Annotated in this window: 17 protein-coding genes; 7 read left to right on the top strand and 10 right to left on the bottom strand. The window is 60.0% G+C overall.

Going from position 1 to position 26,939, the window contains the following annotated elements:
* Nucleotides 1-117: 117 nt before the first annotated feature.
* The gene (locus CRN80_RS21030) at nt 118-624 is read left to right on the top strand and encodes a peptidylprolyl isomerase (protein WP_098950965.1); all 507 of its coding nucleotides are present in this window, start codon (nt 118-120) and stop codon (nt 622-624) included.
* Complete coding sequence (gene lpxH, locus CRN80_RS21025; RefSeq protein ID WP_032896615.1) at nt 621-1,370, top strand: UDP-2,3-diacylglucosamine diphosphatase; 750 nt, start codon at nt 621-623, stop codon at nt 1,368-1,370. The genes CRN80_RS21030 and lpxH overlap by 4 nt, the downstream gene beginning before the upstream one ends.
* Nucleotides 1,371-1,442: 72 nt before the next feature.
* On the opposite strand, the gene CRN80_RS21020 is transcribed toward lpxH, so the two are convergent.
* The 7 genes from CRN80_RS21020 to CRN80_RS20990 form a co-directional block, all read right to left on the bottom strand.
* A complete protein-coding gene (locus tag CRN80_RS21020) occupies nt 1,443-2,972 on the bottom strand; it encodes a DHA2 family efflux MFS transporter permease subunit (RefSeq protein ID WP_003192178.1) in 1,530 nt (509 codons plus the stop codon).
* Nucleotides 2,972-4,171, bottom strand: coding sequence for an efflux RND transporter periplasmic adaptor subunit (locus tag CRN80_RS21015; RefSeq protein ID WP_014718943.1), 1,200 nt, complete (start codon nt 4,169-4,171; stop codon nt 2,972-2,974). The genes CRN80_RS21020 and CRN80_RS21015 overlap by 1 nt, the downstream gene beginning before the upstream one ends.
* 15 nt (nt 4,172-4,186) lie before the next feature.
* Nucleotides 4,187-5,638: an efflux transporter outer membrane subunit gene (locus CRN80_RS21010; RefSeq protein ID WP_098950964.1), complete on the bottom strand. Its 1,452-nt coding sequence runs from the start codon at nt 5,636-5,638 to the stop codon at nt 4,187-4,189.
* Nucleotides 5,635-6,108, bottom strand: coding sequence for a MarR family winged helix-turn-helix transcriptional regulator (locus CRN80_RS21005; RefSeq protein ID WP_032896609.1), 474 nt, complete (start codon nt 6,106-6,108; stop codon nt 5,635-5,637). Before CRN80_RS21005 ends, CRN80_RS21010 begins: the two co-directional genes overlap by 4 nt.
* Nucleotides 6,109-6,384: 276 nt before the next feature.
* The gene (locus CRN80_RS21000; RefSeq protein ID WP_098950963.1) at nt 6,385-10,071 is read right to left on the bottom strand and encodes a translocation/assembly module TamB domain-containing protein; all 3,687 of its coding nucleotides are present in this window, start codon (nt 10,069-10,071) and stop codon (nt 6,385-6,387) included.
* Complete coding sequence (locus CRN80_RS20995; RefSeq protein ID WP_098950962.1) at nt 10,071-11,798, bottom strand: autotransporter assembly complex family protein; 1,728 nt, start codon at nt 11,796-11,798, stop codon at nt 10,071-10,073. The genes CRN80_RS21000 and CRN80_RS20995 overlap by 1 nt, the downstream gene beginning before the upstream one ends.
* Nucleotides 11,799-11,862: 64 nt before the next feature.
* Entirely contained in the window at nt 11,863-12,507 is a 645-nt protein-coding gene (locus CRN80_RS20990; protein ID WP_032896591.1) for an N-acetyltransferase, read from the bottom strand.
* Nucleotides 12,508-12,674: 167 nt separating this feature from the next.
* Here CRN80_RS20990 and xthA point away from each other — a divergent pair, with 167 nt between their 5' ends.
* Both xthA and CRN80_RS20975 read left to right on the top strand, forming a co-directional pair.
* Nucleotides 12,675-13,487 (top strand): exodeoxyribonuclease III, encoded by an 813-nt coding sequence (xthA, locus tag CRN80_RS20985; RefSeq protein ID WP_047711179.1) that lies wholly within the window; start codon nt 12,675-12,677, stop codon nt 13,485-13,487.
* 611 nt (nt 13,488-14,098) lie between these two features.
* Nucleotides 14,099-15,430: a substrate-binding domain-containing protein gene (locus CRN80_RS20975; RefSeq protein WP_098950961.1), complete on the top strand. Its 1,332-nt coding sequence runs from the start codon at nt 14,099-14,101 to the stop codon at nt 15,428-15,430.
* 132 nt (nt 15,431-15,562) lie between these two features.
* Here CRN80_RS20975 and CRN80_RS20970 read toward each other — a convergent pair whose 3' ends face one another.
* Entirely contained in the window at nt 15,563-16,792 is a 1,230-nt protein-coding gene (locus CRN80_RS20970) for an acyl-CoA dehydrogenase (RefSeq protein ID WP_032896588.1), read from the bottom strand.
* Between the two features lie 151 nt (nt 16,793-16,943).
* Here CRN80_RS20970 and CRN80_RS20965 point away from each other — a divergent pair, with 151 nt between their 5' ends.
* From CRN80_RS20965 to CRN80_RS20950, 3 genes are all read left to right on the top strand, one after another.
* Nucleotides 16,944-17,879: a LysR family transcriptional regulator gene (locus CRN80_RS20965; RefSeq protein ID WP_032896586.1), complete on the top strand. Its 936-nt coding sequence runs from the start codon at nt 16,944-16,946 to the stop codon at nt 17,877-17,879.
* A 721-nt stretch (nt 17,880-18,600) separates the two neighbouring features.
* A complete protein-coding gene (locus CRN80_RS20955; RefSeq protein WP_032896584.1) occupies nt 18,601-18,993 on the top strand; it encodes a MerR family DNA-binding transcriptional regulator in 393 nt (130 codons plus the stop codon).
* A gap of 16 nt (nt 18,994-19,009) precedes the next feature.
* A complete protein-coding gene (locus CRN80_RS20950; RefSeq protein ID WP_044274655.1) occupies nt 19,010-19,909 on the top strand; it encodes a hydroxymethylglutaryl-CoA lyase in 900 nt (299 codons plus the stop codon).
* Between the two features lie 548 nt (nt 19,910-20,457).
* On the opposite strand, the gene CRN80_RS20945 is transcribed toward CRN80_RS20950, so the two are convergent.
* Nucleotides 20,458-25,164, bottom strand: coding sequence for an NEL-type E3 ubiquitin ligase domain-containing protein (locus CRN80_RS20945; protein ID WP_256588523.1), 4,707 nt, complete (start codon nt 25,162-25,164; stop codon nt 20,458-20,460).
* A gap of 98 nt (nt 25,165-25,262) precedes the next feature.
* Nucleotides 25,263-26,900 (bottom strand): AMP-binding protein, encoded by a 1,638-nt coding sequence (locus CRN80_RS20940; protein WP_098950959.1) that lies wholly within the window; start codon nt 26,898-26,900, stop codon nt 25,263-25,265.
* Nucleotides 26,901-26,939 lie beyond the last annotated feature (39 nt).

The raw sequence follows: 26,939 nt of genomic DNA, 5'->3' as shown, positions 1-26,939 counted from the left end.
AACCACCTCGAAATTCCCGCAGGGCACGCTAAACTGCGCGCCTTGGCCGTCGTTTAGCCAGACAGGTAAGGTGCCCAGGCGCCCACACCCACGAATTCCCTGAAAAGAGTAGCGAACATGACTCAAGTCAAACTGACCACCAACCACGGTGACATCGTCATCGAGCTGAACGCCGAGAAAGCGCCGATCACCGTCGCCAACTTCATCGAATACGTCAAAGCCGGCCACTACGAAAACACCGTTTTCCACCGTGTCATCGGCAACTTCATGATCCAGGGCGGCGGTTTCGAGCCTGGCATGAAAGAAAAGAAAGACAAGCGTCCAAGCATCCAGAACGAAGCAGACAACGGCCTTTCCAACGACAAGTACACCGTCGCCATGGCCCGTACCATGGAGCCGCATTCGGCCTCCGCGCAGTTCTTCATCAACGTCGCCGACAACGCCTTCCTGAACCACAGCGGCAAGAACGTGCAGGGTTGGGGCTACGCAGTGTTCGGTAAAGTCACCGCAGGCACCGACGTTGTCGACAAGATCAAAGCCGTATCGACCACCTCCAAGGCCGGTCACCAGGACGTTCCAGCCGAAGACGTGATCGTCGAGAAAGCCGAGATCATCGAAGCGTGATATTGCTGATTTCAGACTTGCATCTGGAAGAGGAGCGCCCGGACATCACCCGGGCGTTTCTGGATCTGCTCCACGGCCGCGCCCGTGGCGCCCAGGCGTTGTACATTCTGGGGGACTTCTTCGAAGCCTGGATTGGCGACGATGGCATGACCCCCTTCCAGCGTTCCATCTGCGCGGCTCTACGCGAGCTGAGCGACAGCGGCACCCCGATTTTTATCATGCACGGCAACCGCGATTTCCTGATCGGCAAGGCGTTCTGCAAAGCGGCAGGCGCCACCTTGCTCAAGGACCCGACGGTCGTGCAGTTGTATGGCGAGCCTGTGCTGTTGATGCACGGCGACAGCCTCTGCACCCGCGACCTCGGCTATATGAAGCTGCGGCGCATCCTGCGCAACCCGATTGTGCTGTTTATCCTGCGCCACCTGCCTTTGGGCACCCGCCACAAACTGGCGCGCAAGTTGCGCAGTGAGAGCAGCGCCCAGGTGCGCATGAAGGCCAATGACATTGTCGATGTCACGCCTGAACAAGTGCCCCGGGTGATGCAGCAGTTTGGCGTGCGCACCCTGGTCCACGGCCATACCCACCGCCCCGCCATCCATAAGTTGCAGATCGGCGACCAGGCGGCCAAGCGCATTGTGCTGGGGGACTGGGACAAGCAAGGCTGGGCGTTGCAGGTGGATGAGCAAGGGTTTCAGCTGGCGGCGTTTGACTTCGTCAACCCGCAGTTGGCGCTGCCTGGCGCCTGATCAAGCACAACACCGGTCAATGTGAACAGAGATCCAACTGTGGGAGCGGGCTTGACTGAGTACAACCTCAAGTCAGTGCCCTGAAGCCGCAGGCCCGGCCTTCGCCGTAAACGGCGGCTTGGCCAGCCACACCAGCAACATCAAGCCCATGAACATCCACCCCAGCAACGTGAAGTAATCCACGGTGGACATCATGTACGCCTGGCTGGTGAGAATCTGGTCCAGTTGGGTATAGGCCTTCTGCCCTGCCCCACCCAGCGCCTGCAACGCATCGCGGGTGGTCGAGTCGTAGACGGTCATGTTCTCGCTCATATAGGCATGGTGCTGGTCGGCCCGGCGGATCCAGATCCAGGTGGTCAGCGAGGCCGCAAAGCTGCCGCCCAAGGTACGCAGGAAGGTCGCCAGCCCAGCGCCATCGGCAATCTGGTGCGGCGGCAGGTCGGACATCAGGATGCTCAAGGTCGGCATGAAGAACAGCGCCACGCCGATGCCCATGAACAGTTGCACCATGGCGATGTGGGTGAAGTCCACTTCGTTGGTGAAACCGGCGCGCATGAAGCAGCTCAAGCCAATCGCCAGAAACGCCAGGCCCGCCAGCAGGCGCAGGTCGAACTTGTGCGCGTACTTGCCCACGAACGGCGACATCAGCACCGGCAAAATGCCGATGGGCGCCACCGCCAGCCCGGCCCAGGTGGCGGTGTAGCCCATCTGGGTTTGCAGCCACTGCGGCAGGATCAGGTTGATGCCGAAAAAGCCCGCATAACCGAGGATCAACACAATGGTGCCGATCCGGAAGTTACGGTGCGCGAACAACCGCAGGTTGACCACCGGGTGCTTGTCGGTCATCTCCCAGATCACGAACACCGCCAGGGCAATCACCGAAATGGCCGCGCCGATGATGATGAAGTTGGACTCGAACCAGTCCAGGTCATTGCCCTTGTCGAGGATGATCTGCAAGGCCCCCACACCGACGATCAGGCTCAGCAGCCCGACGTAGTCCATCGGCTGATAGCTGGTGACCACCGGGCGTTTCTTCAGCTGCGCACGCACCACCATCACCGCAAAAATCCCGATGGGCACGTTGATGAAAAAGATCCACGGCCAGCTGTAGCTATCGGTGATCCAGCCACCGAGGATGGGCCCGGCAATCGGCGCTACCACCGTGACCATCGCCAATAACGCCAATGCCATGCCGCGCTTGGCGGGTGGATAGACCGCAATCAACAGCGTCTGCGTCATCGGGTACAACGGCCCGGCGACCAAGCCTTGCAGCACCCGAAAGCCGATCAGCTCAGGCATCGAGGTGGAGATACCACACAGGAACGACGCCAGCACAAACAGCAGGGTCGCCCACAAAAACAGCTTCACCTCGCCAAAGCGCCGGCTCAACCAGCCGGTGAGCGGCAAGGCGATGGCGTTGCTCACCGCGAACGAAGTAATGACCCAGGTGCCCTGCTCCGAACTCACCCCCAGGTTGCCGGAGATGGTCGGCAACGCCACGTTGGCGATGGTGGTGTCGAGCACCTGCATAAAGGTCGCCAGCGACAGGCCAATGGTGGCCATCAACAGGCTGGGTGGCGTGAACGAGGCGTTATTGCTCATCAGCGTTGCGCAGCCTTGGGAGCGGCGACGCTGTTGTCATGGATCAACTGGTTGATCATGGCATCGGCTTCGGCCAATTGGCGGTCATACACGTTGGTGGTGAACGAGGCTTTTTGCGGCGCCTGTTGCGCCAGCACCGGGCCGCTCTGGTCGTGCAGGTCGACGTTGACCACGGTGCTCAAGCCCACGCGCAGCGGGTGCTTGGCCAACTCTTCAGCGTTGATATGGATGCGCACCGGCACCCGCTGCACGATCTTGATCCAGTTGCCGGTGGCGTTCTGTGCAGGCAGCAAGGCGAACGCGCTGCCGGTGCCGGCGCCGAGGCTGTCGACGGTGCCGCTGTACTTCACGTCGCTGCCGTAGATGTCCGACTCGATATCCACCGGCTGGCCGATGCGCATATCCCGCAGTTGGGTTTCCTTGAAGTTGGCGTCGATCCACAGCTGGTCCAGCGGGATCACCGCCATCAGCGCAGTACCCGGTTGCACGCGCTGGCCCAGTTGCACGGTGCGCTTGGCCACATAGCCGGTGACCGGTGCGATCAAGGTGCTGCGCGCATTGGTCAGGTACGCCTGGCGCAGTTGCGCGGCGGCCGCTTGCACATCGGGATGGGAGGAAATCACCGTGTCATCCACCAGGGCATTGGTGGTTTTGAGTTGTTGCTCAAGGTTGGTCAAGGCGTTCTTGGCGGCGGTCAGGCTGTCGCGGGCGTGGGACAGTTCTTCCTGGGAAATCGCGCCACCCTGGGCCAGGGTCTTACGGCGGTTGTAGTTGTCCTGGGCGGTCTGCACATCGGCTTTCTGCGCATTGACCTGGGCTTTCATACCATCGACGTTGCTGTACAAACCGCGCACTTGGCGTACGGTGCGGGCCAGGTTGGCCTGGGCACTTTGCAGGCCGACGGCGGCGTCGTTGGGGTCGAAGTTAATCAGCACCTGGCCTTCGTGGACCAGGTCGCCATCGTCGGCGCCAATGCTGACCACGGTGCCGGTGACCAGCGGGGTGATTTCCACCACGTTGCCGTTCACATAGGCGTCATCGGTGCTTTCATTGAAACGCCCGTAGAATTCATACCAGGCCCACACGCCCACCACACTCAGAATGACGATCAGCGCCAGGCCGATCAGCATCACTTTGCGTTTGCGCGGGTTGGTGTCTTTGGGTTGTTCGGTTGCGTTGGTGCTTTCGGCAGTGGCCATGACAAATACCTCAAATTATTCCGTGCGTGTAGCTGGGGTGGTCGCGGCCACGCTGTTGGCGTGGTACCCGCCACCCAGGGCCTGCATCAATTGAATCGACAGGTCGATCTGCGCCGCATTCAGGGTGGCCAGCTGACGCTGGGCCTGTAGCAACTGCTGCTCGATGCTGAGCACATCCAGGTAGTTACCGATGCCTGAGCTGTAGCGTTGCATCCCGGTGTCGTAGGACTGCTGCGCGATGTCGGCCGCGTGTTGCTGGGCCTGGATCTGCCGCCCGGTGTCGCGCAGTTGGGACAGGCTGTTGCCGATATCACCCAAGGCTTGCACCAGGGTTTTGTTGTACTGGGCCACGGCCAGGTCGTAGTCGGCATCCCGGGCATCGAGGTCGGCGCGCAGGCGGCCGCCATCAAAAATCGGCAGCGAAATCGTCGGTGCGATATTGAAGAAGCGGCTGGCCGAACCGTACATCGCATCCCCCAGCAACGACTCGGCACCTGCGCTCGCGCTCAGGTTGAGGTTGGGGTAGAAGCGGGTTTTGCTGGCGTCGATGTTCTTGCTCGCCGCCTCCACTCGCCAGCGTGCGGCGACCAGGTCCGGGCGACGGCCGAGCAGCTCGGCAGGCAACACCGCCGGCACGGCCACGGCGCTGGGTTTGAGCACCGCAGGGCGAGCCAACTCGTCACCGCGGTCCGGGCCTTTGCCCAGCAACACAGCCAACGCGATCTTGGCGCTTTGCAGCTGTTTTTCCGCGTCAATCAGTTGCGACTGGGAGCTGGCTTCCAGGCTCTCGGTCTGCTGGTACTGGTACTCACTGTCGATACCGGAACTCAGGCGGCGCTTGCTCAGGTCGAGCATCTGGCGGGTGCGCTTGAGGTCATCGACGGCCAGGTCGCGCACGATATGGGCCTGGCCCAGGTCGCTGTAGGCCTTGGCCACGTTGGCGGCCAGGGTCAGGCGCGCAGCCTGCTGATCGACTTCGGCAGCACGGGCCTCGCCCAACGCGGCTTCCCAGGCGGCGCGCTGGCCGCCCCAGAGGTCGAAGTTGTAATTGAAGCTGGCTCCGATGTTGCGCACCGTCGAATAGGCATCGCCCTGCCCGCGTGGGTCCTGGTCCTTGGCCAGGCGCGAACGGCTCACGCCGGCGCTGGCATCCAGGGTCGGCATGCGCGCCGCGTTGGCGGCATAGGCGGCGGCTTCGGCTTGGTGGGCGCGGGCATCGGCGACTTGCATGTCGGGGCTGTTCTGCAGAGCTTCCTGGATCAGGCCGTCAAGCTGTGGGTCGCCCAGGCTTTTCCACCAGTCAGCGGCCGGCCAGGCGGCGCTCGACAGCGTCACGCCGCTGAGGGATTTGCCGGTGTGCAGAGTATTGGCGTCGAGGCGATGGCCCTGGGTGTCGAGGCCGCTGTAATTGGCGCAACCGGCCAACGTCATCGCCGCCAGCACCAGGCTGAGTGCGCGTGTGTTCATGATCGACCTACCCGCTGGATCGTGATGGGGTCACCCGCAGCGATCAGCATTTTCTTCAGGATCCGCTCCAGGGTTTCCAGCTCGCCCGGCTCAAGCACGCCGGCCAACTGGTTGAGCGCCTTGGCGCCAATGTTCGGGAGCATGTCCGCCAGGCGCTGGCCTTCGGCGGTCAATACCAACTGCACCTGGCGACGATCCAGCTCGGAGCGCTTGCGGCTGAGCAGGTCTTTTTGCTCCAACCGGTCGAGCATGCGCGTCATCGAACCGCTGTCCAGGGACAGGTTGCGGCACAGCTCCGCCGGGGTATCGACGCCGAACTGGGCCATGATGATCAACACCTTGAACTGCGCGGCGGTGATGCCGTGGGGTTCCATATGGGTGTCGATGATGCGGTCCTTGAGGATCGCGGCGCGGCCCAGCAACAGGCCGAGGTGGCAGTTGTGGAAGTTGTCAGGGGTGAAGTGAGGCATCGAAAGTCACCTTATTACTGCCTAGGCAGTGAATGTGTGACGAGATGTTACTGCTTAGGCAGCGAATGTCAAATGGAATAATTAGGTTGCTTGGTAGTTGAGTAACTTAGAGCCTTGGACAGCAATCAAATCAGCGAGAGTCCAGTTAAGGCTTTTTGTAGGAGCGAGCTTGCTCGCGAAAAAACTCACGGGCACCGCGTGCATTCAGGATGCACGCGTTATCGTTGACGTTTTTCGCGAGCAAGCTCGCTCCTACATTTTTTGATCGGGCAAGGTTTAGAAATCGCGCTTGTAGAAGATATCCAGGGAACTCGCTACGCCCGTGGCCACTTCCAGATACACCTTCTTGCTCAGCAGGTAGCGCAAGGCAATGGTGTTAGCCGGCTCGAACACCCCTACCCCATAACGCAAACTGAGCTTCTCGTTGATCTTGCCGCTGGCCACCACGGCGGTGCTGTTACCCGTACCCTGGGTGTCCAGATCAAAATCCTGAATCCCCAGCTTATTGGCGATATCGGTGGTCACCCCCGCGCTGCCCATCAAGCCCAGGCCCAGGGCGGCTTCGGCGAGCATGTTGTTGTCTTCGCCGGTGTTGGTGCGCGAACGGCCCAGCACCAAGTACGACAGCGCATCTTCCTGGGCCATGGTCGGCTCGGAGAAGATCTGCGTGGTGGGCTGTTCGGCGCTGCCGCTCAGGCGTATACCGGCGGTCACGGTGCGGGACGGTTCGACCACCACGCGCACGGCTTCGATGTCCAGGAAGGGTTGGTCCAGCGGCCCGGCAAACAGCAGCCGTGCACGCCGCACGTTGAGGCGCTGACCGTAGGCGCGGTAGCGGCCGTCGTTGAGCCACAGCTCGCCGCGGGTGTCCATGTTGTCGCCGATGTGCACATGGCCCTGGACCTTGGCGGTGAGGCCGAAGCCGGCGAAGTTGAGCTGGTCTTCGCCTACCTCCACGTCGATATCCATGGCCATGGCCATCGGCGGTTTGCCCTCTTCGGTCTGGCTGCCGATGATCACGGTGTCGTCGGAGACCTTGACCGTCGAAGGCGGCAGTTCGCGCACGGTGATGTCGCCACGAGGGATGTGGACTTTGCCGGCAATCGCCAGTTTGTCGTCCTTGAGGCTGATCTTCAGGTCCGGCGCCACTTCCAGCTTGGCGTAGGGTTCCACGGTGACCGGCAGTTGCGAGCCTTTGAGGCTGAGGTCAACCACCAGGGCGCGGCCCCAGTCGATCTGCCCCGTGAGGCTGCCCTGCCCGGCCTTGCCGCTGTGCCAGCCGCCGTTGAGCTGCACGCTTTCGCCGGCGATCTGCGCCTGCAGGTTCAGGCCCTCGAGGCTGATGGGCAACTCCGGCCCGGAGACTTCGCCGCCCACCAGGTTCAGGTTGCCGTTGACCAAAGGCGCAAGCAAGCCGCCGGAGATGCGGCCATTGCCGTTGAGCTTGCCGGTAAGTTTTTCCACCATCGGCACAAAGGGCCGCGCGACGGAGAGGTCCAGGCCGGCGAGGCTGAAGGTGCCAGTGATCGGTTTGTTGTTCGGCAGCGGGTTGATCTGCGCCTGCAACAATAGTTCGCCAAGCTTGCCGCCACGGAAATTCAGCTGAGTGTCGATGCGCTTGGGGTTAAGGGTGGTTTCCAGTTTCAGGGTGTCGTAGGGGAAATCCAGCCACTGGCCTTTGTCGCGCACGCGCAGGGTGCCGCCACTGGCGTCCACCGCGACCACGCCTTTAGGGCCGCTTTGCGGTAGGTCGAGTTGCACATCGGCGTTGAGCCTGCCCTGCCAGGCGAAGTCTTTGGGCAAGAACGCCGCGAGGCTGTCGAGGGGGAATTGCTTGAGGTGGTAGCGCAGCTTCGGCTCGGGCATCAGGCGCTGGTCTTCGCCACACAGGCTGGCGCCGCCGGAGACCCAACAATGTGCGCCAAAGGTCAGCTTGCCATCGGCCAGGCGTTCGATCTTCGCAGGGGCTTGCAGCCGCCAGTCCTGGCCACCGGCTTGCACGTCGCCACTGGCCAGGCGCCCGCGCCAGTTGCCTTTGTCGAGGTTGCCGTCCAGGGCCAGGGCCAGTTTGACCAGCGGGCCGGTCAGGGCCAGTTGGACCTTCTGGTTCTTGATATCGCCCTGGGCGCTGGCGGTGAGGTTGCCAACTTGCGTCTCGCCGCTTTGAATGCCGTTGGCCTTGAGGTCGAGCTTGGCGCGTTGGGCGCTATCGAGGTTGGCGTCCAGGTTGAGGCTTTGCAGGCGGTTGTCGGCAAAGGCCAGTTGCTGGCCCTTGAGGTCGAGCTTGCCTTGAGGGGCTTTCAAGGTGCCGGCCACCTCGACACGCCCGTTGACTTGCCCGCGCAGTTGCGGCCAGAGCTGGGCCAAGCGTGCCAGCTTGATGTCGATCTGCCCGGCCAGGCGCTGTTGCAGGCTGCCGCTGCCGTTGATGCGGTTATCGCCCAGGCGGATGTCCAGGTTGGCGAGGGTCCATTGTTCGCCAGCGCCTTCGGCCTTGGCCGCGAGCACGGCGGTTTGGCCGCGCAGGCGACCCTTGAGGTCCAGGTCGGCGTTGAGCTTGAGCTGTTCATTCTTGAACTCGCCTTTGCTGCGCAGCGGTCCGGCCAGGGTGCCGGGCAGCTCCGCAACCCAATAGGCCGGGTTCAGCGCCGACAGATCAAGGGCGGTGTCCCAGGCAATGCCGTCGGCAAATTGCAGGTTCAGGTGGCCTTCGGCCTTGCCCTGGCCGGCGCTCAGCTTCAGCTCAGGCAGGAAGACTTGCTTGAGGTCGCCACTGAATGGCGTGACCACATTGAACTTGCCCGCCGGGCCGTCGAGGTCGGCCTTGAGATTGCCCAGATAGTTGCCGTCCTTATAGGAGACTTCGCCGTTGAAGGTGCGCAAGGCCACTTGCGGTTCGTCGATGACCGGATAGAGGCGATGCCAGGGAAAATCCAGCCAGTCGATCTTGGCGTCAGCGCTGAAGCCTTGTTGCCAATCCAGATTGGCACTGAGCTTGAGGCTCTGCTTGTCGCCGGCCGTCAGGTCCAGGCCAGCGATCTGTGCGCCCTTGGCGTCAACCTTGCCCTTGAGCAGTAAATCCACCGGGCCTTTTTCGGCTGGTAGCACAGCCTTGCCCAGCAACTGATAGCCACTGTTCAGGTCGCCTTTGGCGCTCAGGTCCAGTTGGTTGAGTTGCAGGGTATCGGGCAGGTCTGCGCTGGGTTTGAACGACTCGGAGGTGATGTGCAACTGCGCCGGCAGGTGTTCCACCAGGGGTTGCAGCTCGCCAGTGAGCTTGGCCGGCAGGTAGCCGCTGCTGTCGGCGTCGAGCTTGAGGGTCTTGAGCAGGTCGCCTTCGATCTTGAGCGCGACCGTCCAGGGGGCACCGCCTGGGGCGTAGGGCAAGCTCAGGTTGCCGGTAGCATTCAGCGGCCAGTCGCCGGTAGGTTGCAGCAGGCCGGCGAGGTCCAGCACCAGATCGTCGCGCTGCAGGTGCACCGAGTCGATCTGCAAGCCGGCGGCGGTCCAGTGCGCGGCCAATTGCAGGCCCTTGAGTTCTTCACTGCCATTGAACAGCAGGCTGCCAATGCGCACATCGCCCAACTGCAGGGCAACCGGCAGCTTCAGGTCGGGCAGTTGAATCGGCCCGCTGTCGCTCTCTTCAGCACTGGGGGCGAACTCCAGGCTGACCTGTTCCACATCCAGTCGGTTGATGCACAGGGTCATGCGCAGCAGGCAGCCGGGCGACCAGTCAAATATCGGCGCATTCAGCTCGACCCGGCTGCCGTCCTGCTGCCACAGCAAATGATCGGCGCTCCATTGCCCGCCCAGACGCCCCTGGAAATTTTCCACGCTCAACCCTGGCACCTGGCCCAGGGCCCAGCGACTGCCCGCCTGGGTGCCGAGCACCGACCACAGCGCCACTAACAGCAAGGCGAGGATGGCGACCAGCGCCAGCCCCGCTATTTTCAAACCACGCATCACAGCTCAGGCCCCATGGAAAAGTGCAAGCGAACGCCGCCCGGATCTTCGAGGGCATGGGCCAGGTCGAGGCGAATCGGCCCCACCGGCGACACCCAGCGCACGCCGACACCCACACCGGTTTTCAGGCTGGGCAAGTCGAGGTTGTTGAACGAGTTGCCCTGGTCGATGAAGGTCGCTATACGCCATTTATCGGTGATGGAATATTGATACTCAGCGCTCAATGCCACCATGTAGCGGCCACCGATACGGTCGCCGCGATCGTTCTCGGGCGACAACGTCTGGTACTCGTAGCCGCGCACGCTCTGGTCGCCACCGGCAAAGAAGCGCAGCGACGGCGGCACGGACTTGTAGCCATTGGTGGCACTGCCGCCAAATTGCGCACGGCCCAGGAAACGGTGGTTATCCCACAAAGTGGTCAGGCCCTTGATGGTCGCCGTGCCGTAAAGCAGGTTGGTGTCGGACCCCGCGCCCTCCTTGGCGACCTTGGTGTCGAACATCAGCCGGTAACCATGGTGCGGGTCGATCCGGTTATCACTGCGCAGGTAGGAATAACTCACGCCTGGCATCAGCAGGTTACTCAGGCCCGAGTCATTGCCTAGGCGATATTCTTCGCGCTGGTACTTGAGGGAGATCACCCGCGTCCAGCCACTGGGCAGCTTGCTGTGCCATTCGGGGCCGATGGTGAGCAGCTTGCTCAGGGTGTCGGTGTTGGCGATCTCTTCATTCTGGTAGCCACCGGCAAAGCGCAGTTTGTCGGTGAGCGGCGGGTCGAGCGGGATGTCGTACCACAGCCCGACGTTCTGCCGCGGCGCCGACAGTTCGGCTTCCCAGCCATAACTGTGGCCCTGGGGGTTAACCCAATGGCGCGTCCAGTTGGCTTTGCCCCGTGGGCCGACGTCGGTGGAGTAACCCAGGCCCAGGCCCATGGTGCGCGGCTTGCGGGTGTCCAGTTGCACCGCCACCGGGATCACGTCATCGGTGGCGGCGGTGGGGCTGGCATCCACGCGCACGCCTTCAAAGAAACCGCTGGCTTGCAGGTTCTGATTGAGTTCGGCGACCAGTTCAGAGTCATAGGGCGTGCCGGGTTTGAACGGCACCATGCGCTGCAACAGCTCTTCATCAAAGGGCGTGTCGCCGGTGAAGCTGACCTTGCCCATGCTGTAGCGCGGGCCGCTGTCATAAATAAGTTCGATGTCGGCCACGCCCGCTTGAGGGTCCACGGCAAGTTTCTGGCTGGTGAAGCGCCCACTGAAAAAGCCGTAGCGCGAGGCCTGGTTCTGGATCAGGCGCTTGGCGTCTTCGTAATGGCCGTGGTTGAGCACGGCGCCGGGCTTGAGGTCGTCGCTGGCGGGCACGCGAAAGGCCTTGAGGCTCGCAGCCGGGCCATCGACTCGCAGGGTCACGTTGCGCAAATGCACCGGTTCGCCGGGGTCGATGGTGAGGGTCAGGCGCGGGTTCTTGCCGCCCTTCACATCGCTGGCGATCTGTGGCTGATAGTAGCCCAGGGCCTGCGCGGCTTTACGCGCCTGCTCCTCGGCGCCACGGCTGAACCGCAGCAAGGCTTCTTCATCACGATCGCCCACCCCGCCGATATAGCCTTCGATGTTGGCTTTCAGCGCGTCGTTTGAGGGTTTGATCCGCACGTCCAGTTCGCTTTGCGCCAAGGCGCCGCAGCTTGTGAACAGCAGAATCAAGCCGCTGGTAAATCTTCCTGGAAACTTCATAGGCGCGGATGCTACACGAGCGAGGGAGGAACTTTGAACCCGGATTAGTCTGAATAATTCTGTTCTAAGCCGTTGCAGGATGTAACGCCTGGGGATTGGGATGGAAAAACACATGCTCGCGCACCGGCCCTACGGCGACTTCGCCGATTTCCTCATAGCCCTGGCGCTTGTAGAAATCCAGATAGCGGGAATTGCCAGTGTCGAGCACCACGCCGGATGAATGCGGGTCGTCGGCACACCAATTGTGTACCGCTTCCAGCAACTGCTCACCATGGTGCTTGCCCTGGAACTGCGGGTGAATGCCCAGCAGCGGCAACACATGCACAGATTCGGTAGGCAGGCACGCCATGACGGCATGATGGTATTCCAAGTAACGCCGCGTACCGCGCACGCCGGTGCTCAGCCACATACGGATTTGCCAGGCCCAGCTTTCGGTGATGCCCAGGCGCCGCTGGGGGGGTGCGATCAAGGCGATGCCGATCAGCCGGTCATTGACGAACAGGCCGATGGCCGGGAGTTTCTGAAAGAAGTGCTGCTTGACCAGTTCGCGCACAGTGGCACGTACTCGCTGCTCATAGCCCGACCGCTCGGCTTCGAAGATGTAGGCGAAGGTTGGCTCATGGCGATACGCCTGGTACAGCAGGGATCGCGCTTCGCGGGAGTAACCGCTATTGAGTAGACGGATTTCGGCAGTCGAAGTCTCAGGCATACAGTCAATCTCCCTGGGCGCCACTGAAAAAGATGGCGTTCTTATGGGTACGAACCTACACAGCACCAGTCGTTCCCACATTAGCAGCGCATTCACCCTACCGCCACGCTGGCCCCCGTCCGACTTGTCGGCTAGCATCGCCCTTTTGCCAGACTGGACTGCCGACCATGAAAATCGTCTCCTTCAATATCAACGGGCTGCGTGCTCGCCCTCATCAGTTGGCGGCGCTGATTGAAAAGCATCAACCTGACGTGATCGGCCTGCAGGAAACCAAGGTTCACGATGACCAGTTCCCGCTGGCCGAAGTGCAGGCCCTGGGTTATCACGTGTACTACCACGGGCAGAAAGGCCACTACGGCGTGGCCCTGCTCTCGCGCAAAGAAGCGTTGAGCGTGCACAAAGGCTTTGCCAGCGATGAAGAAGACGCCCAGCGCCGTTTTATCTGGGGCACCTTCGCCGACGAAAATGGCCAGCCGGTGACCATCATGAACGGCTACTTCCCCCAGGGCGAAAGCCGCGACCACCCAACCAAGTTCCCGGCCAAGCAGCGCTTCTACGCAGACTTGCAGCACCTGCTGGAAACCCAGTTCAGCAACGACCAGGCACTGGTGGTGATGGGCGACGTGAACATTTCCCCGCAAGACTGCGACATCGGCATCGGCGCCGACAACGCCAAGCGCTGGCTGAAAACCGGCAAGTGCAGCTTCCTGCCGGAAGAACGCGAGTGGATGGAGCGCCTGAAGAACTGGGGCCTGGTGGACAGCTTCCGCCACCTCAACCCGGACGTGACCGACCGCTTCAGCTGGTTCGATTACCGCAGCCGTGGCTTTGAGGACGAGCCCAAGCGCGGGCTGCGCATCGACGTGATCATGGCCTCCACTGGTTTGGTGCCACGGGTCAAGGATGCCGGGGTGGATTACGATTTGCGCGGTTTGGAGAAACCGTCGGACCATGCGCCGATCTGGCTGGAACTGAGCTGACCCTACGGCCCAATGTGGGAGCTGGCTTACCTGCGATTGCCTTACGCATCAACACAACCTTACAGGCTGTAGCAACCAACGGTAACCACGATGCGAAGCGAGCCGCTCTTGATCTTGATCTGCTTTTGATCTCAAGCGCCCCGTTAAACCACGCTGGCCGGAATTCGACAGGGATTTGGGGGGTAAACCGGCAGGGATGCCGGTTTAGCCGCCCCGCGCCATGGATGGCGCGTGGCGGCGGCCCCCCAAATCACTGGCGGATTACGGGCACACCGAGCCTAAGCGAGGTGCCGAGTGGTGGGGCAAGAGCCCTTTGGTTACTTTGGGGCTCTTTTCCAAAGTGACCCGCCGTCAGGCGGAACCCTAAGCGGCCGTTACCGCAGCAATGGATATGTACACAATCCAACTGTGTTGACTGCCAGGCCGCCTTCGCGAGCAAGCCCGCTCCCACAATTGGATCGCGGGGGTGTCAGGTAGATAGGTGTCGGCTGCCAGGCCGCCATCGCAGGCAAGCCAGCTCCCACAGCTTGAATCGTGTTGTGTCAGTCATATGGCTGCAATCCAACTGACTTAATCTTGCGGCACTCCCTTTGGCTTGAGAAGGTGCCGGCATGATGCTGCGCGTTCTGTTCCTGTATTTTGCAATCGCCCTCCCCGCCGTGGCGACCCCTCTGCCCATTCCCGACCAAGGCCCGGCCCTGCGCATCCAGGGCTCCAACACCATCGGCGCAGCACTCGGCCCGGCGCTGGTCAAGGGTTTGATGGAGCATCAGGGCTTGCAGGACGTACACGCTGAAGCGGGTGCCGGGGCCAATGAACAGCGCGTGGTTGGCAAGACACCCCAAGGCCAGACAGTCACCATCGAGGTGGCGGCCCACGGCTCCAGCACCGGCTTTACGGCGCTGAAAAACAACCGCGCCGACCTCGCCGCAGCCTCCCGCCCGATCAAAGACAGCGAGCTGATGGACCTCGCCCCCTTAGGTGACTTGAAAAGCCCAGGCGCTGAGCATGTGATCGCCATCGATGGCCTGGCAATCATCGTCAACCCGCGTAACCCACTCAGCACCCTGAACACCGAACAATTGGCGCAGATCTTCAACGGCGAAGTCAGCACCTGGGAGGCACTGGGCGGTACAGGCGGGGCCATTCATTTATATGCCCGGGATGATCAATCCGGCACCTTCGACACCTTCCGGGAATTGGTGCTGAGCCGCCGCGGCCAACCGCTCGCGCCGTCGGCCAAGCGCTTTGAATCCAGCGAACAGCTATCCGATGCGGTGAGCCAGGACCCGCAAGGCATCGGCTTTATCGGCCTGCCCTCTGTGCGCCAGGCCAAGGCGATGGCGATTGCCGATGGCGACTCGCAACCCATGTTGCCGCTGACCAGCCTGATCGCCACCGAAGATTACCCGCTGTCACGCCGGCTGTTCTTCTACTTGCCGCCCTCTTCCCCCAACCCGTGGGCCAAGGCGTTGGTGGACTTTACCCAAGGCAGCCAGGGCCAGGCGATGGTGGCCGCCAATGGCTTTATCGCCCAGCAGGTGCAAGCGATTGGCGTGGCGCCGCGCCCGTCGATGCCCGACGACTACCAGGCCATCGCCCGTGACGCTCAGCGACTGACAGTGAATTTTCGCTTCGACGAGGGCAGCGCCAGCCTCGACAACAAGGCGCGCCAGGATGTGCAGCGGGTGGTGGCCTATATCAGAAGCCACGGCAAGCTGGATAAACAGGTGACGCTGGTGGGGTTTGGCGACACCAAGAATGACCCACAACGTGCAGCCTTGTTGTCGAAATTGCGGGCGATGGCAGTGCGCCGGGAGCTGGCCAAGAGCGGCGTGGTGCTCAAGGATATTCGCGGGTTTGGCGCGCAGATGCCGGTGGCGGCCAATACGGCGGATGAGGGGCGGATCAAGAATCGGCGGGTGGAGGTTTGGGTGTACTGAGGCTTGAGTGAAGATCGTTCCCACGCTCCGCGTGGGAATGCCGCTCTGGACGCTCCGCGTCCGTTCTTGAAAGGGTGACGCAGAGCGTCACGGGAGGCGTTCCCACGCAGAGCGTGGGAACGATCATCAGTGTTACTGCCCACCGCGCATCAATTCCCGCGGCACATATTTGCCAATCTCAAACTTGCCAATCGCCGCGCGGTGCACTTCGTCCGGGCCGTCGGCCAGGCGCAAGGTACGTTGCATGGCGTACATATAGGCCAGCGGGAAATCGTTGGAGACCCCGGCACCGCCGTGCATCTGGATCGCGCGGTCGATGACCTTCAAGGCCACATTCGGCGCCACCACCTTGATCTGGGCGATTTCGCTTTTCGCCACTTTGTTACCCACGGTGTCCATCATGTACGCCGCCTTCAAGGTCAACAGGCGGGCCATGTCAATTTCCATGCGCGAGTCGGCGATCTTGTCGATATTGCCGCCCAACCGTGCCAAGGGCTTGCCGAACGCGGTACGGCTGACCGAGCGTTTGCACATCAATTCCAATGCCCGCTCGGCCATGCCGATCGAACGCATGCAGTGGTGGATACGGCCTGGGCCAAGGCGGCCCTGGGCGATCTCGAAGCCACGGCCTTCGCCCAACAACACGTTTTCATACGGCACACGCACATTGTCGAACAGCACTTCGGCATGGCCATGGGGCGCATCGTCGTAGCCGAATACCGGCAGCGGCCGCAGGATTTTCACGCCTGGGGTATCGACCGGCACCAGGATCATCGAGTGCTGCTGGTGACGCGGCGCATCGGGGTTGCTCAGGCCCATGAAGATCAGGATCTTGCAGCGCGGGTCGCAGGCGCCGGAGGTCCACCACTTCTTGCCGTTGATCACCCACTCGTCGCCCTGGCGTTCGGCGCGGGCCGCCATGTTGGTGGCGTCCGAGGACGCCACATCCGGTTCGGTCATGGCAAAGGCCGAGCGAATCTCGCCGCGCAGCAGGGGTTCGAGCCAGCGCTGCTTCTGTTCTTCGTTGGCGTAGCGCACCAGCACTTCCATATTGCCGGTGTCCGGGGCGGAGCAGTTGAACGGCTCCGGGCCCAGCAACGAGCGGCCCATGATTTCCGCCAAGGGTGCGTATTCAAGGTTGCTCAGGCCGGCGCCCAGTTCGGATTCCGGCAGGAACAGGTTCCACAAGCCCTCGGCCTTCGCCTTGGCCTTGAGTTCTTCCATGATTGCCGTGGGCTGCCAGCGATCACCTTCGCTGACTTGGCGTTCAAATACCGGTTCGGCCGGGTAGACATAAGCGTCCATGAACGCAGTGACGCGTTCACGCAGTTCCTGAACCTTGGGCGAATAGGCGAAATCCATGAGCAGCTCCCTTCTCTGAGAGGTTGTTTAGGTCATGCATTCGATGCTAGAACAGCGCTGATAATTTACCTAGCCTATTCTCGGCGTGTATTAACATTCATCACCGATATATGATCGGCGCATGGGCACCCCACAATAAGAGCGCAACGAAATGAATCTGAGCAAGGTCGATCTCAACCTCTTCATCGTCTTTGATGCGATCTACACCGAAGCCAACCTGACCCGCGCCGGGCAGATCGTCGGTATCACCCAGCCGGCGGTGTCCAACGCCCTGGCACGGTTGCGCGAGACCTTCAACGACCCGCTGTTCGTGCGCACCGCCCAAGGCATGGTGCCCACGCCCATGGCACAGAACATCATCGGCCCGGTGCGCAATGCGTTGTCGTTGCTGCGCGTGTCGGTGCAGGAAAGCCGCATCTTCAACCCACAGCAGGCGGCCAAGACCTACCGCATCAGCATGACCGACCTGACCGAGGCGGTGATCCTGCCGCTGCTGTTCCAGCGCCTGCGTCGGCTGGCGCCGACGGTGGTGATCGAGAGCTTCCTGTCCAAACGCCGCGAAACCACCAAGGAACTCGCGGCCGGGCGCCTGGATTTTGCCGTGGATGCGCCGCTCAACACCGACCCGCAGGTGCGCCACGTCAAGCTGATGGAAGACCGCTACGTGTGTGCCATGCGCAAGGGCCACCCGATGGCGGGCAAGGACAAATTCACGCTGGATGATTACCTGTCACTGACCCACATTCATATCTCCAGCCGTCGCAACGGTTTGGGTTATGTGGACCTGGCCCTGGGCAAGATGGGCATCCAGCGCAAGATCGCCCTGCGTTCCCAGCATTACCTGATGGCCTCCCAGGTGCTGCAACAGACCGACATGGTGATGACCGTGCCCGAGCGTTTCGCCCGCCGCCATGAACTGCACTGGTTCCATCTGCCGGTCAACAATGTACCGCCGGTGGAAACCCATTTGTACTGGCACGAAAGCACCGACCAGGACCCGGCGAACCGCTGGATGCGTGAACAGATGATCGAGTTGTGCCAGCAGGTGACGGCCCAGGAAAAGAAGTTGGATAAACAACAGGCTTGAAGTTGAAGGGCTACCCCTGTGAGCGCATAGGTATCTACACAACTTCGGTGTGACGCCGAACCTGTGGCGAGGGAGCTTGCTCCCGTGACGGCCTGACAGCCGACGCTGATCTAACTGACGCACCGTGATCCAAATGTGGGAGCTGGCTTGCCTGCGATGACGGCCTGCCAGCCGACGCCTATCTACCTGACGCGCCGCAGTCCAAATGTGGGAGCTGGCTTGCCTGCGAAGACGGCCTGACAGTCAACACCGTTGGACCGTGTACATATCCATTGCTGCGGTAACGGCCACCTAGGGTTCCGCCCTGACGGCGGCTCACTTTTGAACAGCGCAAAAGTAAGCAAAACGCTCTTGCCCCACCACTCGGCACCTCGCTTAGGCTCGGTGTGCCCGTAATCCGCCAGTGATTTGGGGGGCCGCCGCCACGCGCCATCCATGGCGCGGGGCGGCTAAACCGGCATCCCTGCCGGTTTACCCCCCAAATCCCTGTCGAATTCCGGCCAGCGTGGTTTAACGGGACGCTTAAGATCAAAAGCAGATCAAGAGCAAGATCAAGAGCGGCTCGCTTCGCATCGTGGTTACCGTGTGCTGCTACAGCCCAAAAGTTGTGTGGATACCTATGTCTGTGGGAGAAGGCTTGCTGCCGATGGCTGCGCAGCGGCCCTTGACGTTTACGTCAACCTGCAATTAGCTTAGCGCCAAGACTTTCTTGAGCACTGCCATGAGTACCACCTACAGCATCTCCGACCTCGCCCGCGAGCTCGACATCACTACCCGCGCCATTCGGTTCTATGAAGAACAAGGCCTGCTGGCCCCGGAGCGTCGGGGCCAGGAGCGCATTTACTCGGGGCGCGACAAGGTCAGCCTCAAGCTGATCCTGCGTGGCAAGCGTATCGGCTTCTCCCTGGCCGAATGCCGCGAGTTGATCGAACTCTACGACCCCACCGGTGGTAACCAGATCCAACTCAACAGCATGCTGGCCAAGATCGCCGAACGCCGTGAACAGTTGGAACAGCAACTGCTGGATATCGAACAGATGAAGCTGGAACTGGACACCGCTGAAGAGCGTTGCACCCAGGCCCTGGCGCAGACCATCAGCCAAGCCGGCCATTGATCAGAAGGTAACTGCCATGTCTCTCCCCTCCCACGTACGCCTGGTTGAAGTCGGCCCGCGCGACGGTTTGCAGAACGAAGCCCAGCCCATCAGCGTGGCGGATAAGGTCCAACTGGTAGACGCCTTGAGCGCCGCCGGTTTGAGCTACATCGAAGTCGGCAGTTTTGTCTCACCCAAGTGGGTGCCGCAAATGGCCGGCTCCGCCGAGGTCTTTGCACAGATCCAGCGCAAGCCCGGTGTGACCTATGGCGCCCTGGCGCCGAACCTGCGCGGCTTCGAGGATGCGCTGGCGGCCGGGGTCAAGGAAGTTGCGGTGTTTGCGGCGGCCTCCGAGGCGTTTTCCCAGCGCAATATCAATTGCTCCATCAGCGAAAGCCTGGAGCGCTTCGCGCCGATCATGGCCTCGGCCAAGCAGCACGGCGTGAGCGTACGCGGTTACGTGTCCTGTGTGCTGGGTTGCCCCTATGAAGGCGAGATCGCCCCGGAGCAAGTAGCGGCGGTCGCCCGCGAGTTGTATGCCATGGGCTGCTATGAAGTGTCCCTGGGCGACACTATCGGTACCGGCACGGCGGGCGCTACCCGGCGCCTGTTCGAAGTGGTCGGCGCGCATGTGCCACGGGACAAGCTGGCCGGGCATTTCCACGACACCTACGGGCAGGCCATCGCCAACATCTATGCCAGCCTGCTGGAGGGCATCACGGTGTTCGACAGCTCTATCGCCGGCCTGGGCGGCTGCCCTTACGCCAAAGGCGCCAGCGGTAACGTCGCCACCGAGGACGTGCTGTACCTGCTCAACGGCCTGGGTATCGACACGGGTATCGACCTGGAACGCCTGATTGGCGCCGGCCAACAGATCAGCCAGGTGCTGGGACGACCAACCGGGTCCCGCGTGGCGAAGGTGCGTAACGCCGGGTGAGTAGCACAGCTGTGACAATGTGTTACCGCCCCCCGGCATAACGGGTAACGCGGGAACAAAATCGGCCGCACCGACTGAACGAAAATGCCGACCAAAAAACCAAACCATTGATTTCAAAGGCTTTTAAAAAGTTGGCACGCCTTCTGCTATCTCTATGGCATAACAAGAATAAAAAGCGCCAAACCTAATAAAAATAAGACGAAACGACTCTGACATAACAAAAACAACACGGCAGAGACGCAGCTAACAGATTTTTTTGGAGAAGATATGCTTCCCAGGGTACGGCATGCCGCAACCCGCAACCGGATAGAGAAAAATAAAACTACTTAAGGTAGCTACCCACTGGTTGGATCGTTTACGAAGAAGCAGGTCAGCGTTCAAAAAAATACGTTTGCTCTTGACCCCGGATGGGGGTCGCCAAAAAAAGCGGTACGGGCCACGGCTACCAAAAACAACAACAGGCCGCCCCTCAATAATAAGAAAAGAGCACGCAACGACAAATTAAAGGGGACCTTCGGGTCCCCTTTGTGCTGCTCGCACTTTTTGACTTACGCGGATGCCACCTTCTTCGCTGAGAAATTGTTAAGCACTGTGACCGTCAGGGCCAGCATCGCCGCTGTCTCTTTGGCTTGTCGCTGCGCCCCCAGTTGTCTCATTTGCTGATTATAAAAAGCATCGGTCATGGAACCGTCGGTCAGAATCTCATCCCGGTTCTTACCCAGCAGCTTAGCAACGCTGTCAATCGCTTCGTCGTAGTCCCGCTGCCACACCCGCTTTGCATCTTGATCTACAGGGCGACCCTGGCTTTTTTGCAGTTCAGTCACCTCTTCCAACGCTTCTCGCGTTTCAGTTATCAACTCAAAATCGGTGGCCGTCAGGGCGTTGAGTTCCTGGGTGTATTGGGTGCGAAGCTGCTTCCTCCAAAATGCCATGTCTACAAAAAAACGACTCTTTTCGCTCATGTTTTTTTCGTCCTCAAGCACTTTCAGATAAGCAGCATCAAGCGTCTCTGAGCTCACACCCGCGGTTTGGCGATAGAGCATTTCGAAGGTTTTGATCGGCAAATTCAGCCGCTGTGCCAAGCCGGTGCGATACGCAAGAACAACTTCGGTCTCCTCCGTAAAGTCGGGCCCTCGCGCCTCGACATCAAGCTGAGCGATGACATCCACCAACCTCAGGCGAAAAAGCCGCTCGCCAGTGCTGATAAAGGTCGCTTCTACCTCATGCTCCCCAACCCTCTCACGCGATTGTTCCACTAACAGATCAGTTTCCAGCTTCATGAACTCAAGTACGCTTCCGTCACCACAGGTAGCGCGGCCATCAGCGGACTTAAACAATACGTCACGAGTCTTTTGATTCTCATAGACCGCTTTAATCATGTCCCAGACGCGCTCGGCCAACTGCGGTCGAGTGGCCCCGGATATGTACTCTGCACAACGTGTCGTGTCCGCCACCACAGCGAAAAACGCCTCTGCCTGAGGACTGGAGCTGAGCTGGTCCCACATATCGCCGCGACTGGTTTGCATGTCTGCGGGAGAATCGTGCAGCCATAACCTGCGCCCCTCGACGAGGGTGACGTGGTCATCGGTAAAGCGCTCTTGCGATATAGGATTATCATGCACACTGATCCGACCTGGATGATCGAGGGCGTACTGAGGCAATTCAGTCATCGCGTTTGTATGCAGATCGATCCAGGCCAAGTTATTCAGATGTTCGACGCCTCTGGGGAACGTTGTCGTTCCGGTATTCGCCAGATTGAGCCGGTTCAAATCATGCATGTTGCTCAGGTCGGCGGCCCATCCCAAATGACGGTTGTGGGAGAGATTCAGTGTGGTCAAACTCCGCATGCCCTGGAGGCGTGCCTGGCTTTGCGCCGTCAGCCGTATGTCATTGCCGCTCAAATTGAGCGTGGTCAGACCCGCGCCACCATTGGCGAACTCCGGCAAACGCGTGAAGTGGCTGTAGCTGATATCCAACCAGCGCAAACCGCCAAACCCATTCAAAAAGGGCAAGGATGCGTCCGAAAGATACATTCTCGATAAATCAAGACAGTCCACATGATCCATGTTCGCCGTAATCGGAGGTAACTCACCAATTTGCTCATCGGCCAAGCGCAGGATGTATTTCATCCCCTCCTGCTCGGAAGCCTGGGCTTGTTGCGATGACCTACGCTGCCATGCGTCTTTGAGTATATTGGCGACCCGGCCTCGGGCCCTGCGTTGTTGCTGCTCTCCTGCGTCGCGCCAAGCGTCCAAGTCGGTCTTGAGTTGCGTAAACTCGCGATTGAGTGCTTCCATTTTTGCCAGGAACGCAATATCGCCGACGCCTTGCAACCCCAACATTTGCTCCACCTCCTCAATGGACTGTGACGGATAAAGATCTATCGCAGCCCTTTCACACGCATAAGGCCGACGCCCCGCGCCAACGACCGGACTCAACGGGTAACCCATGCGCCCATCGGCAAGACGCATTGGCGGTTTGTAGCGTGGTTTGACAGGCTGCATCCCTAACAGCCTGCGCAGTTCATCGCGCGGCATCAGCGACATGTGCTCCAGCGCCTGTTTCAGGCTCGCGCCACGATCATGAGCGGTCAATTTCATCGCCCTCCAATCTTCGGGCGAAACCGCTGACTGGACAGCGCCATAGATATCCGCCTGCGAACTCAATATCGCAAACTTATCGTCTTGGACTTCATAAAGATTCTGGGAGCCAAACTTGATAAAGCGACGCTTGACGGCCGCATGCGCAGGTCCCAATGAATCCAGCAGACGCTCCCCTACGGGCAGCCGCTCGACGATATCGATGCGCAGGTCGCTGGGCCAACCAGGCAGCTTACTCAGGCTGTGCAGCACCATGCGTTGTGTATCGTCATTACCCAGGGTCTTGCGGTACAGCCCTTCGTAAGCCCGCGCCAAACGCACGTGCTGTTGATAATGGCGAGCCTCTTCCGCCAGGCGCAACGGCACGCGATTGTGTTCGGTGAGACTCTTCATTTCTGCGGAGTTGGCAGCGTTCAACAGTTCTTCAATAACGGCCTGGGGAAGCGAGGGAAACACACGCTTGATCAACCTTGCGGCCTCGCTGCCGGCGCTCTGGGCAGCGGCATAGCGTTGAGCGAAAAGCTCAGACAGGTGCGCCGCCCTCTGTGAGGCGCTGACCGTGTTGGGTTCCTGCGCCACTGCACTGTCCATTTCCAATCGCTTCAAGGTATCGGCCAGGAGGGCAGGCAGTGGTGACTGATCTGCATGCATTTTGCGCAGAGCGTCCATATTGGTTTCAGACATTTGCACAATGCGTTCAAGCTTGAGTGGTTCATTTGCAAAACGCTCTGCTGTCGGGCCAAGCCGCTGCATCAACTGCGAGTCGGTCAATGTCAGCGGGTTTTCATGCTCATGGGCCCAAGCGCCAGCGCTCGTACGGCTTACCTTTGGGGTGTAAGCTGCCGCGTTGTCAGGGTGCAGGATTTTATAGTCATTGCTGGTCCCTACCCTCTCCACCCGGTAATACGTATGGTTTTCCCGCAGGTATAAGCCGTCTTCATGTTCATATAAGCCATGCTCATTGGCCGAGAGCCCATCGGGCAGTGTGACCTGTCGCTGGTAGGGTTTGAGGTCAGGAGAATACAGACGGATATTGCCGTCAGGGCAACGCACGTGGGCCAGGCTCTCGACAAATGCTGTCTTGACAAGCGGTAACAACTTGGCGCCCACATACGTGGTTGCCGCATTGAAGACGATGGCTGAAACGTGGGCCCATGCGGCTTTTTTATCCCCCTCTTCCCACGCCTCTATACCTGAGCCGACCTCATGCAGCATTTGCACTGCGCCAACCAGCAACATGACGGGCGCCAGTTCTGGAAAGACAAGGACTGCCACGTTCAAGACATTCAAAGCTGTGCTGCCTAACTTAAGCAGCCACGCGTTACGCGCACGTACCTCTGCCGCATCGGTGGAAACGGCGATCGCCTGGGCGTTATCGAGCATGAGATCGACGTTTTGCCGAGCATAGTCTTGCCACAACAACGAAAGACGCAGCCCGTAGCCAGTGGTGAATGTTTTTATGTCTTTTTTTTTGGCATCAAAATTTTCAAGTTCAGAAAATTGTTCAGTCGGGTCAAGGTGCCGCTTGAGTTTGGTAAAAAATTGTGACTGGCTCGCGTGCGGAACGAACTGACTGAAAAAGAGCCGGTAATCCGCTTGGCATAATCGCTCCACCAAATCGACTTTGAAGTCATTTAAGCCGTCGTACTCCTTTAGCATGCAAACAGGATCTCCCGGAATGAATACTAAACAGGGCTCGCGCTTGTACACAAACTGACCGTGCACGGGGTAAATATTCAAATGACCGATAACAATAATTTTCGCCAACGGCTGCCCCAACACGTTCAAACATGAACAACTGACTGTTTTTCCCAGCCACAGCAATTCCTTCTGATGCCACACCAACTGTTGTATCAGTTGGTAGGCCTCTTTCTTGATGTGCCGGCGCTCAAGCGCCACTTCAGCGGCGAACGTCAACTGCTGGATGGTCGCGCCAATCATCAGGTGACGAAGGGCTCTTGCCGAGGTACCCGCAGCTAAGTTGGGTGTATCGGCGGGGCTGACAAACGACTCAACATGCCTCAAGTATTGCGCGCCTAAATCCAATGTTCTGCACAGACTTGCAAACAAGGAGGGTTTTATCGACGTTTTACGAGCGACGACCTCGGCCTCATTAAATGCAAGAGTCCGCTCGTGAAAATCATACCGTGTGATGATACTGGCATCCTTGTCAGCCACTTCAAGCGTCTCTTCGGTCGCGAAGTTATTTAACGCGGCCTCGATTAAACTGACGCCTTCATAGCGGCAATATCCAGTGGCCTCCAGACCAAAAACTTTTGAGCGATCGGCAGGCACAAATACCTTGCGCGCAAAAAACAGCCGCCTGACATCATAATCCTCACCAAATTCCTCTTTCATTGCCGCCACTAGAAGAGGCTCGCAGAACGTCACAGCACCTTGCATTTTACTGAACTTCGCATCCAGCTTGTTCAGTGCTCTAAAACTACGCGTATAGGCCGTCGTCACGACCAACTTTCTCTGCGGCGATAAATTTGTATACCACTGCGGCACGACTAACTGTGTTTCAGCGAACGCCTTTTTGTGCTTGGCAGTAGCGCCGTCATACCACGATGGCACCCGATCCAGTATGACATTCGCGTGCACACTCTGCGCCGCCCCCGACTGACTGCTATCGCGTTGATCAAGATCGCTCATTTACCGAATTCCATTTGACAGAACAAACAATCAATATCCGATCATTGCTCCATCAAACAGCGGTATCCACATACCCCACACCGAGATTAAACCCTCCCTCAGCCGCGAGTAGACGCCAATTCCTTTATGCTGATCTCCCGCATGCGAAATTTCTGGATCTTGCCCGTTACCGTCATCGGAAACTCATCCACGAATTTGAAATGCCTGGGCGTCTTGAAATGGGCGATACGGTCCTTGCACCAGCTCAATAGCTCCAGCTCGTTGGCCACCTGCCCGGGATGGAACTTGATCCAGGCAACGATCTCTTCGCCGTAACGCTCATCTGGAACACCGATGATCTGCACGTCCGCCACCGCCGGATGAGTAAAGAAAAACTCCTCCAGCTCACGCGGGTAAACGTTCTCGCCCCCGCGAATGATCATGTCTTTGTTACGCCCGGCAATGCACACATAACCCTGATCATCCATGGTCGCCAGATCACCAGTATGCATCCAGCCGGCGTCGTCGATGGCTTCACGGGTGCCCTCAGGGTTGTTCCAGTAACCGAGCATCACACTGTAACCCCGGGTGCACAGCTCACCGATCATGCCGCGCGCCACGGTGTTACCAACCTCGTCGACAATCTTGGTTTCCAGTTGCGGTTGGGTGCGGCCCACGGTGGTGACACGCCGTTCTATATCGTCATCCGCGCCGGTCTGCAGCGACACCGGGCTGGTTTCGGTCATGCCGTAGGCGATCTGCACTTCACCCATGTGCAGCTCATGAATGACCCGACGCATCACCTCGATCGGGCACGTCGCCCCAGCCATGATGCCGGTGCGCAGGCTGGACAGGTCGAACTCGGCCCGGCGAGGGTGATCGAGCAGCGCGATGAACATGGTCGGCACGCCGTATAAGCCGGTGGCTTTTTCGTCGGCGACGGCGCTTAGCGTCAGCAGCGGGTCGAAACCGTCATTGGGGTAGATCATGGTAGTGCCATGGGTGATGCAACCGAGGTTGCCCATGACCATGCCGAAGCAGTGATACAGCGGCACAGGGATCACCAGGCGGTCCCCTGCCGTCAGGCCCAGGCTTTCACCGACCATGTAACCGTTATTGAGGATGTTGTGATGACTGAGGGTGGCGCCCTTGGGGAAGCCGGTGGTGCCGGAGGTGTACTGGATATTCACAGGTTGATCGAAATGCAGGCTGGCCTGGCGGCTGTGCAGTTGCTCGGGCGACACGCCTGCACCAAGGGCCGCCAACTGCGACCAGGACATGAATTCCGGCGGCGGGCTGGGGTCGAGGCTGATGAGGCCGCGCAGCTCTGGCTTCAGCGCCTGGAGCATGGCGTGGTAATCGGAGCTCTTGAACGAACCGGCGCATACCAGCCATTGGCAGCCGGACTGCTTGAGCACGTAATCCAACTCGCTGCTGCGATACGCCGGGTTGATATTGACCAGGATCACCCCGAGCTTGGCGCTCGCCACCTGGCAGATCAACCACTCGGCACAGTTAGGCGCCCAGATACCCAGGCGGTCGCCGGTTTGCATGCCCAGGGCGAGGAACGCGCGGGCGTGTAGCTCAACCGTCTCGGCCAGCTGTCGCCAGGTGTAGCGCCGCTGCTGGTGGAGCACCACCAAGGCTTCGCCCTGTGGAAACTGCGCGACGGTGTGATCGAATGCCTGGCCAATGGTCATGGCCAGCAAGGTCTTATCCTGGGAGCCACGGCTGTAGCTCGGGTGCGGTTGATCCATAACGACCCCTGTTATCTTTTTTGTAGGTTGACGTATACG

Origin of the sequence: Pseudomonas sp. FDAARGOS_380, from assembly GCF_002591235.1 — a bacterium.
GTDB lineage: Bacteria > Pseudomonadota > Gammaproteobacteria > Pseudomonadales > Pseudomonadaceae > Aquipseudomonas > Aquipseudomonas salmasensis.
The sequence above is the reverse complement of the archived record's forward strand: the minus strand, read 5'-3'. Positions and strand labels throughout refer to the sequence as shown.

What these genes read in the sequence shown, in the direction of transcription:
- xthA (WP_047711179.1), top strand. Translation starts at nt 12,675, where the DNA reads ATGAAAATCGTCTCCTTCAATATCAACGGGCTGCGTGCTCGCCCTCAT.
- CRN80_RS20990 (WP_032896591.1), bottom strand. Translation starts at nt 12,507, where the DNA reads ATGCCTGAGACTTCGACTGCCGAAATCCGTCTACTCAATAGCGGTTAC.
- CRN80_RS21015 (WP_014718943.1), bottom strand. Translation starts at nt 4,171, where the DNA reads ATGGCCACTGCCGAAAGCACCAACGCAACCGAACAACCCAAAGACACC.
- CRN80_RS20955 (WP_032896584.1), top strand. Translation starts at nt 18,601, where the DNA reads ATGAGTACCACCTACAGCATCTCCGACCTCGCCCGCGAGCTCGACATC.
- CRN80_RS20950 (WP_044274655.1), top strand. Translation starts at nt 19,010, where the DNA reads ATGTCTCTCCCCTCCCACGTACGCCTGGTTGAAGTCGGCCCGCGCGAC.
- CRN80_RS20945 (WP_256588523.1), bottom strand. Translation starts at nt 25,164, where the DNA reads ATGAGCGATCTTGATCAACGCGATAGCAGTCAGTCGGGGGCGGCGCAG.
- CRN80_RS21010 (WP_098950964.1), bottom strand. Translation starts at nt 5,638, where the DNA reads ATGAACACACGCGCACTCAGCCTGGTGCTGGCGGCGATGACGTTGGCC.
- CRN80_RS20995 (WP_098950962.1), bottom strand. Translation starts at nt 11,798, where the DNA reads ATGAAGTTTCCAGGAAGATTTACCAGCGGCTTGATTCTGCTGTTCACA.
- CRN80_RS21030 (WP_098950965.1), top strand. Translation starts at nt 118, where the DNA reads ATGACTCAAGTCAAACTGACCACCAACCACGGTGACATCGTCATCGAG.
- CRN80_RS20965 (WP_032896586.1), top strand. Translation starts at nt 16,944, where the DNA reads ATGAATCTGAGCAAGGTCGATCTCAACCTCTTCATCGTCTTTGATGCG.
- CRN80_RS21005 (WP_032896609.1), bottom strand. Translation starts at nt 6,108, where the DNA reads ATGCCTCACTTCACCCCTGACAACTTCCACAACTGCCACCTCGGCCTG.
- CRN80_RS20970 (WP_032896588.1), bottom strand. Translation starts at nt 16,792, where the DNA reads ATGGATTTCGCCTATTCGCCCAAGGTTCAGGAACTGCGTGAACGCGTC.
- CRN80_RS20975 (WP_098950961.1), top strand. Translation starts at nt 14,099, where the DNA reads ATGATGCTGCGCGTTCTGTTCCTGTATTTTGCAATCGCCCTCCCCGCC.
- CRN80_RS20940 (WP_098950959.1), bottom strand. Translation starts at nt 26,900, where the DNA reads ATGGATCAACCGCACCCGAGCTACAGCCGTGGCTCCCAGGATAAGACC.
- CRN80_RS21020 (WP_003192178.1), bottom strand. Translation starts at nt 2,972, where the DNA reads ATGAGCAATAACGCCTCGTTCACGCCACCCAGCCTGTTGATGGCCACC.
- CRN80_RS21000 (WP_098950963.1), bottom strand. Translation starts at nt 10,071, where the DNA reads ATGCGTGGTTTGAAAATAGCGGGGCTGGCGCTGGTCGCCATCCTCGCC.